This window comes from Chloroflexota bacterium, from assembly GCA_038040195.1.
Classification (GTDB): domain Bacteria; phylum Chloroflexota; class Limnocylindria; order QHBO01; family QHBO01; genus DASTEQ01.
The window spans coordinates 1-7322 of record JBBPIR010000014.1; the positions used below are offsets into that span (position 1 = coordinate 1).

At 69.8% G+C, this 7322-nt stretch carries 5 protein-coding genes; 1 reads left to right on the top strand and 4 read right to left on the bottom strand.

Annotation, left to right across the window (positions count from 1 at the left end):
- Positions 1-172: 172 nt before the first annotated feature.
- From narI to AABM41_09620, 4 genes are read right to left on the bottom strand one after another with little or no spacing between them, the layout of a single operon-like run.
- Entirely contained in the window at positions 173-877 is a 705-nt protein-coding gene (narI, locus tag AABM41_09605) for a respiratory nitrate reductase subunit gamma (GenBank protein MEK6192552.1), read from the bottom strand.
- Positions 874-1530, bottom strand: coding sequence for a nitrate reductase molybdenum cofactor assembly chaperone (gene narJ, locus AABM41_09610; protein MEK6192553.1), 657 nt, complete (start codon positions 1528-1530; stop codon positions 874-876). The genes narI and narJ overlap by 4 nt, the downstream gene beginning before the upstream one ends.
- Positions 1530-3167: a nitrate reductase subunit beta gene (gene narH, locus AABM41_09615; GenBank protein ID MEK6192554.1), complete on the bottom strand. Its 1638-nt coding sequence runs from the start codon at positions 3165-3167 to the stop codon at positions 1530-1532. The genes narJ and narH overlap by 1 nt, the downstream gene beginning before the upstream one ends.
- The gene (locus AABM41_09620) at positions 3167-6835 is read right to left on the bottom strand and encodes a nitrate reductase subunit alpha (GenBank protein ID MEK6192555.1); all 3669 of its coding nucleotides are present in this window, start codon (positions 6833-6835) and stop codon (positions 3167-3169) included. The genes narH and AABM41_09620 overlap by 1 nt, the downstream gene beginning before the upstream one ends.
- 201 nt (positions 6836-7036) lie before the next feature.
- Here AABM41_09620 and AABM41_09625 point away from each other — a divergent pair.
- Positions 7037-7322 (top strand): hypothetical protein (locus AABM41_09625; GenBank protein MEK6192556.1); only part of this gene is annotated, 286 nt, incomplete at its 3' end.

Consider the following 7322-nt stretch of genomic DNA (forward strand, 5'->3'; position numbering starts at 1 on the left):
CCGCATGCGGCGCAGCTGATCTCGGCGCTGAGCCGGTCGAGCTCGACGTCACGGAGCTCGACCCGGCAGTCACCGAGGCGGTCGCCGCAGGCGGGGCAGGGCTGGTCGCGAGCGCCGTCGCGGATGATGGCGACCGCCAGCTCGAGCCCGGGGTTGGCAGCCCGCTCGGCGCTCATCTGCCTCCTGTGCGCGCGGGCGCGTAGCGGCGGCGGTAGAGGATGTAGGGGCGTCCGAGGTACTGGATCGGGTAGCTCCAGGCGTGCACGAGCCGCGTGAACGGCCAGACCGCGTAGAGCAGCCAGGCCGAGAGCGCGTGGATCTGGTAGATCAGCGGCGGCTCGGTCATCAGCTCGGGGTTCGGGTCGAGCAGGAAGATTCCGCGGAACCACGGCGCGACCGTTTCGCGGTAGTCGTAGCCGCTGACGAACAGGTTCCAGCCGCTTGTGGCGATGACGCCGGTGACGAGCGCGACGGTGAGCGCCCCGTACGCGACGAGGTCGGTGCGCGTGGTGGTGGCGGCGACGCGCGGGAAGCGGAGCCGCCGGTAGAGCAGGATGACGAAGCCGGCGAGCACGAGCACGCCGGCCAGCGTTCCCGCGGAGACCGAGATCAGGTGGTAGCCCTCCTCGTCGATTCCGAACGCGTCGGGGACGGCGGCCGGGATGGCGATGCCGATCACGTGGCCCCCGATCGCCATGAAGGTGCCGTAGTGGAAGAGGGTGCTGCCCCAGCGCAGCCATCGGCTCTCGAGCATCTGCGTCGAGCGGCTGGTCCACATGAACTGGTCCCGGCGGTAGCGCCAGACGTGGCCGACGACGAAGATCGTGAGCGCGACGTAGGGGATCACCACCCACAGCAGCAGCGCTCCGGCGCTCATCGCCGCGGCGCGGTGCTCGGCATGACCTCGGGCGGGGCGAACGGCTCGAGCCCGACCTGCTCGGTCGGCGGGCCCTCGCGCACGAGCTCGGTGACGCCGGCGCGCTCGGCCGCCGAGAGCTCCGGCAGCCCGGCGCAGACGGCGTCGAGCAGGTGCGCGTAGGGGCTTTCCTGGTCGCGGAGGCTCATGCGGACGAGCTCGATCGCCGACCTGTGCTCGAGCAGCAAGGTCTCTCCCTGCTCGGGCGACGCGAGGGCTGCGAACTCGAGCATCACCGGCAGGTAGTCGGAGAGCTCGCGGCCCTCAAGCGGAAAGCCGGCCGCCCGGTAGAGCTTCTTCAGCCGCAGTAGTGCCATGCCGCGCTGGCGCTTGTCGCCGTGGCCGTAGAAGGTCAGGTAGAGGCCGGCGCGCTTCTGCAGGTCGAAGACCTCGACGTAGCTCTGGGCGAGCTCGATCGGCGAGCCGGCGGCCCAGTAGGCGCAGAAGCGCTCGATCGACTCCTTCTGGCGCGACGGCGGCAGCCCGGCGACCGCGGCGAGGATTTCGTCACGTGCGCCCAGCAGCCGCTCGTCGGGGTACTGCAGCAGCAGCGATATGACCTTGTAGACAGTCGGGGACGGCGCCGGGGCGCGGCCCTGCCGAAGCCGCGGCATCAGGCCTCCGGTTCGGGTGCCGCCCGCGAGCCGCGCTCGAGCATCTCGACGATGTTGAGTCGCAACGTCCGGTCGTCGGGCTCGTCGTGGTCGGCTGCCTCCGCAGGCATGCGGCCCTCCGCCATCTCGGTGAGCATGAAGCTCTCGTTGGTCGCGGGCTCGCTCGCCGGCACCGCCCCGCAGTTGCCGGGACCGCCCTCGAAGTCGAGCCCGCAGGTGCCCTGCTGCTCCATCAGCCGGCCGGCCAGCTCAGTATGGGCCTGGGGGATCACGTAGCGATCCTCGTACTTGGCGATCGCGAGCAGCCGGTACATCGCCTCGACGTCGGCCGGCTCCATCCCGGCCGCCTCGGCCAGGCCGGCGTCCGGTCCCTTGCCGACCTCCTTGCGGCGCATGTAGGAGCGCATCGCGGCGAGCCGTTTGAGAACGCCGCGGATCACCTCCGCGTCGCCGGCCGAGAGCAGGTTGGCCAGGTAGTCGACCGGTATCCGCAGCGCGTCGATGGCGGGGAACACGTCGTCCGGGTCGCCGGGCTCGACGTGCTCGAAGGCGTTCGCGACCGGCGACAGCGGCGGCACGTACCAGACCATCGGCATCGTGCGGAACTCCGGATGCAGCGGCAGCGCGACGCGATAGCGCAGCGCCAGGGCGTGCACCGGCGAGCGGCGCGCGGCCTCGATCCAGTCGTCGGGGATGCCGTCGCGCGATGCTTGGGCGCGCACCTCGGGATCCTCCGGGTCGAGGAAGACGCCGAGCTGTGCGTCGAGCAGATCCTTCTCGTCCGGTGTCGAGGCGGCCTCCTCGACCCGATCCGCGTCGTAGAGGACGAGGCCGAGGTAGCGCAGGCGCCCGACGCAGGTCTCTGAGCAGATCGTCGGCTGCCCCGCCTCGATGCGCGGGTAGCAGAGCGTGCACTTCTCGGCCTTGCCGGTCTTGTGGTTGAAGTAGACCTTCTTGTAGGGGCAGCCCGACACGCAGAAGCGCCAACCCCGGCACTTCTCCTGGTCGACCAGCACGATCCCGTCCTCCTCGCGCTTGTACATCGCCCCCGACGGGCACGAGGCGACGCAGGAGGGGTTCAGGCAGTGCTCGCAGATCCGCGGCAGGTAGAACATGAACGCCTGCTCGTACTCGAGCTTGACCTGCTCGCCGAGGCCCTCGAGGTCGGGGTCGCCGAGGGCGTGCTCCGGCGCTCCGGCGAGGTCGTCATCCCAGTTCGGGCCCCACTTGATGCTCATGTCCTTGCCGGTGAGCTGCGACTTCGGGCGCGCCACCGGGTCGTGCTCGGAGAGCGGCGCCGTGATCAGCTTCTCGTAGTCGTAGGTCCAGGGCTCGTAGTAGTCGTCGATTTCGGGCAGGTCGGGGTTCCAGAAGATCTGCAGCAGCTTCTTCAGCCGCCCACCGGCCTTGAGGCGAAGGCGACCCTTGCGGTCGAGCTCCCAGCCGCCCTGCCACTCCTCCTGGTCCTCCCAGCGCTTCGGGTAGCCGAGCCCGGGCTTCGTCTCGACGTTGTTGAACCACATGTACTCGGCGCCGTGGCGGTTGGTCCAGACCTGCTTGCAGGTCACGCTGCAGGTGTGACAGCCGATGCACTTGTCGAGGTTCATGACCATCCCGACCTGGGCCTTGACGTGCATCAGTAGACGACCTCCTGGGAGCGCTTGCGGATGACCGTGACCTCGTCGCGCTGCGAGCCGGTCGGCCCGTAGTAGTTGAAGCCGAAGCACAGCTGGGCGTAGCCGCCGATGAAGTGGCTGGGCTTCATCACGATGCGGGTGAGCGAGTTGTTCGTGCCGCCGCGCTTGTCGTTCAGCTCGGTGCGCGGGACGTTCACGTGGCGGTCCTTGGCGTGGTACATGAGACACGTGCCCTCGGGCACCCGATGCGTGACCACGGCCCGGCAGGCAATCACGCCGTTGCGGTTATATGCCTCGATCCACTCGTTGTCGCGCACGCCGATCCGCTCGGCGTCCTCGCGGCTCATCCAGATCACCGGTCCGCCGCGGAACAGGGTGAGCATGTGCAGGTTGTCCTGGTACTCGGAGTGGATCGACCACTTCGAGTGTGGCGTCAGGTAGCGCAGCGTGACCTCGAGCCGCCCCTCCTCGCACAGCCCCTGCTCGCCGAAGTGACGGCGGTAGTGAAGCGGCGGATGGAACGTCGGCAGGCCGTCGCCGAGCTCCTGGATCCAGGCGTGGTCGAGGTAGAAGTGCTGGCGCCCGCTGAGCGTGTGCCAGGGCTTGAGGCGCTCGACGTTGATCGTGAACGGCGCGTAGCGGCGGCCGTGCGCCTCGATTCCCGACCACTCGGGAGAGGTGAGCACCGTGCGCGGCTCTGTCTGGGTGTCCTGAAACGTGATCCGGTCCCCGGCGCGCGGCTCGGCGAGGTCGGCCAGCGGCAGGCCCACGCGCTTCTCCAGCGAGCGGAAGCCCTCGACGGCGATGCGTCCGTTGGTCGTCCCTGAGAGCGCCAGGATCGCCTCGCACGCCTGCTCGGCGAGCTCGAGCGAGGGCTGGCCGTCACCGGCGCCGCCGCGCACGACGCCGTTCTTGCGGCGCAGGTAGTCGACCTCCTCGACCGGCTTCCAGCTCGCGCCCTTGACGGCGTTGCCCTGCTCCTCGAGCAGCGGGCCGAGCGCCGCCATCTTCTCGGCCACCGCGCCATAGTCGCGCTCGACCTCGATCAGCTTCGGCATCGTCCGCCCCGGGACCGGCTCGCACTCGCCGGCCTTCCAGTCGCGCACCTCGCCGTACGGCTGGGCGATCTCGTCCTGCGTGTCGTGGAGGAGCGGGGCGGCGATCAGGTCACGGCGCACCCCGAGGTGCTTCGCCGCCAGTCGCGAGAACGACGCCCCGATGCGCTGGAACGCATCCCAGTCGGTCTTCGCCTCCCAGGGCGGCGGGATCGCCTGGCTGAAGGCGTGTACGAACGGGTGCATGTCGGTCGAGGAGAGGTCGTACTTCTCGTACCAGGTCGCCGCCGGCAGCACGACGTCGGAGAACAGGCAGTTGCCCGTCATCCGGAAGTCGATCGTCGTCAGCAGGTCGAGCTTGCCCTCTGGGGCCTCGTCGCGCCAGACGACCTCGGCGGGCCGCAGCTCGGGCGGGGTCTCGTCCGCGCTCTGGGCCGACTCGGTCGTGCCGAGCAGGTGCTTGAGGATGTACTCGTGGCCCTTGCCCGAGGACCCGAGCACGTTCGCCCGCCAGACGGTGAGCACGCGCGGGAAGTTCTCGGGGGCGTCCGGGTCCTCCGCGGCAAAGTGCAGCCGCCCCTCGCGAAGCTCGCGCACTACGTGCTCGGCCGCCGGCACGCCGGCGCGCTTCGCCTCGTCGGTTAGATCGAGGGGGTTGCGGTCAAAGCTCGGGAACGACGGCATCCAGCCCAGCCGCGCCGCGAGCGCGTTGCAGTCGGCGAACTGGCGACCGGTGAAGAGGCCGCGGCCGAGCGGGGAGGCGAGCTCCTCGGCCGAGAAGCCCTCGTAGCGCCACTGGTCGGACGCCATGTACCAGAACGGCGTAGCGGCCTGCTGGCGCGGCGGACGCGTCCAGTCGAGCGCGAACGCCAGCGACTGCCAGCCCGTGAACGGGCGCACCTTCTCCTGCCCCACGTAGTGGGCCCAGCCGCCGCCGTTCACCCCCTCGCAGCCGCACAGCACCAGCAGGCTGAGAAACGTCCGGTAGGTCTGGTCGGAGTGATACCAGTGGTTGGTGCCCGCGCCCATGCAGATCATCGAGCGGCCATTCGTCTGCTCGGCGTTGCGCGCGAACTCCCGCGCGATGCGGATGGCGAGCCTGGCGTCGACGGAGGTGATCTCCTCCTGCCACGCGGGCGTGTACGGCTGCTCGGGATCGTCGTAGCCGGCCGGCCAGTCGCCCGGCAGGCCCTCGCGCTCGACGCCGTACTGCGCGAGCATCAGGTCGAAGACCGTCGTCACCAGACATCCCGCGACGCGGATCGCCGGCACACCGCGGCGCAGCACGCTGCCGCCCTCCGTCGCCCCGACGTCGAACCGCGGCAGGTCGACCGCCACCGACTCCTCGTGCCGGCCGTGGAGGGTGAGCGCCGGCTCGAGCTCGCCGAGGTCGAGGTTCCAGCGGCCCTCGTCTTCGGCCGCGTAGCGGGCGCCGATCGAGCCGTTTGGAACGGCCGGCTCGCCGGTGACCTCGTCCAGCACGACGGTCTTCCACTCAGCGTGCTCGCCGCCGTGGCCGTCGAGGTCGGCGGCGCGCAGGAAGCGATCCGGCACGTGGGCGTCCTCTCGCTCGCGCAGCGTCACGAGCATCGACAGGTCGGTGAAGCGGCGCGCGTAGGTCTGGAAGTACGGGACCTGCCGGTCGACGTAGAACTCCTTGAGGATCACATGGCCCATGGCCATCGCCAGCGCGGCGTCGGTGCCGGGCTGCGCCGGAAGCCACTGGTCGGCGAACTTCGTGTGGTCTGAGTAATCCGGCGAGACCACCACGACCTTCTGCCCCCGGTAGCGCGCCTCGGTCATGAAGTGCGCATCTGGCGTGCGGGTGATCGGCAGGTTGGTGCCCCAGATGATCAGGTAGCTCGCGTTCCACCAGTCAGCAGACTCCGGCACGTCGGTCTGGTCGCCCCACATCTGCGGTGAGGCCGGCGGCAGGTCCGCGTACCAGTCGTAGAAGGAGAGGATCACGCCGCCGATCAGCGACAGAAAGCGGGTACCGGCGGCGTAGGAGGCCATTGACATCGCCGGGATCGGCGAGAAGCCGACGACGCGGTCCGGCCCGTAGCGCTTGATCGTGTGGACGTGCGCAGCGGCGACCAGGTCGGCGACCTCGTCCCAGGATGAGCGGACGAAGCCGCCCTTGCCACGGTGCGACTTGTATCGGCGTGCCTTCTCGGGATCCTCGACGATCTCCGCCCAGGCTTCGACCGGGTCGCCGTGCCGAGCCAGCGCTTCGCGGTACATCTCCAGCAGGCTGCCGCGGACGTACGGGTATTTCACGCGCAGCGGCGAGTACGTGTACCAGGAGAACGACGCGCCGCGGGGACAGCCGCGCGGCTCGTACTCGGGCATGTCCGGGCCCACCGACGGGTAGTCCACCGCCTGGGTCTCCCACGTGATGATTCCGTCCTTGACGAACACCTGCCACGAGCACGAGCCCGTGCAGTTCACCCCGTGGGTCGAACGGACGATCTTGTCATGCTGCCAGCGGCCGCGGTAGGAGGCCTCCCACTCGCGCCCCTTCGCCACGAGCTGGCTCCACCCCTCCTCGGAGACTGGCCCCCGGCGGAGGAACTGGTGCGCGCGGAGCAGCGAGGTCTCAGCGCGTCCCATTCAGCCCCCGAGGCAAGAGCTCGAAAGAACCGCAAGTCGCCCGGCGGAGAAGCACCGAAGCTCTTTCCTCCATGGTCAGCCGCAATATAGGTCCGCCCTCGCGCTCACCCGAAGCGCAAGCGGTCGAATTACGTAGTTCTCCGCATCGATTTGGGGGTCCGGCCGGATGCGAGCCCGGCGGCCTCGACCTACGCTCGGACCATGCAGGCGAGAGTCCTTGTTGCGGGTGGTAACGGAGCGCTCCGGGAGCTGCGGGCGGCCAAGGGCCACGTTGACGTGATCGGTCACGTGCGGTCGCTCGAGGAGGCCGAGGAGGCCATGCGCGCCATGCGCCCGAGCGTGCTCGTGCTCGACGCCCCCCTCACCCACCATGAGGGGCTCTGCTCGCTGCCCGCTCTGCGCCGTGCGTCGCCCCAAACCGCCATCGTCCTGCCGCCGGCGGGAGAGCCCGGGCCGCGTCTGGTGCGAGCGGTTCGGATGGCTGCGC

Excerpts from the sequence above, each read along its gene's own strand:
- narI (MEK6192552.1), bottom strand. The coding sequence starts at position 877 with ATGAGCGCCGGAGCGCTGCTGCTGTGGGTGGTGATCCCCTACGTCGCG.
- AABM41_09620 (MEK6192555.1), bottom strand. The coding sequence starts at position 6,835 with ATGGGACGCGCTGAGACCTCGCTGCTCCGCGCGCACCAGTTCCTCCGC.
- narJ (MEK6192553.1), bottom strand. The coding sequence starts at position 1,530 with ATGCCGCGGCTTCGGCAGGGCCGCGCCCCGGCGCCGTCCCCGACTGTC.
- narH (MEK6192554.1), bottom strand. The coding sequence starts at position 3,167 with ATGCACGTCAAGGCCCAGGTCGGGATGGTCATGAACCTCGACAAGTGC.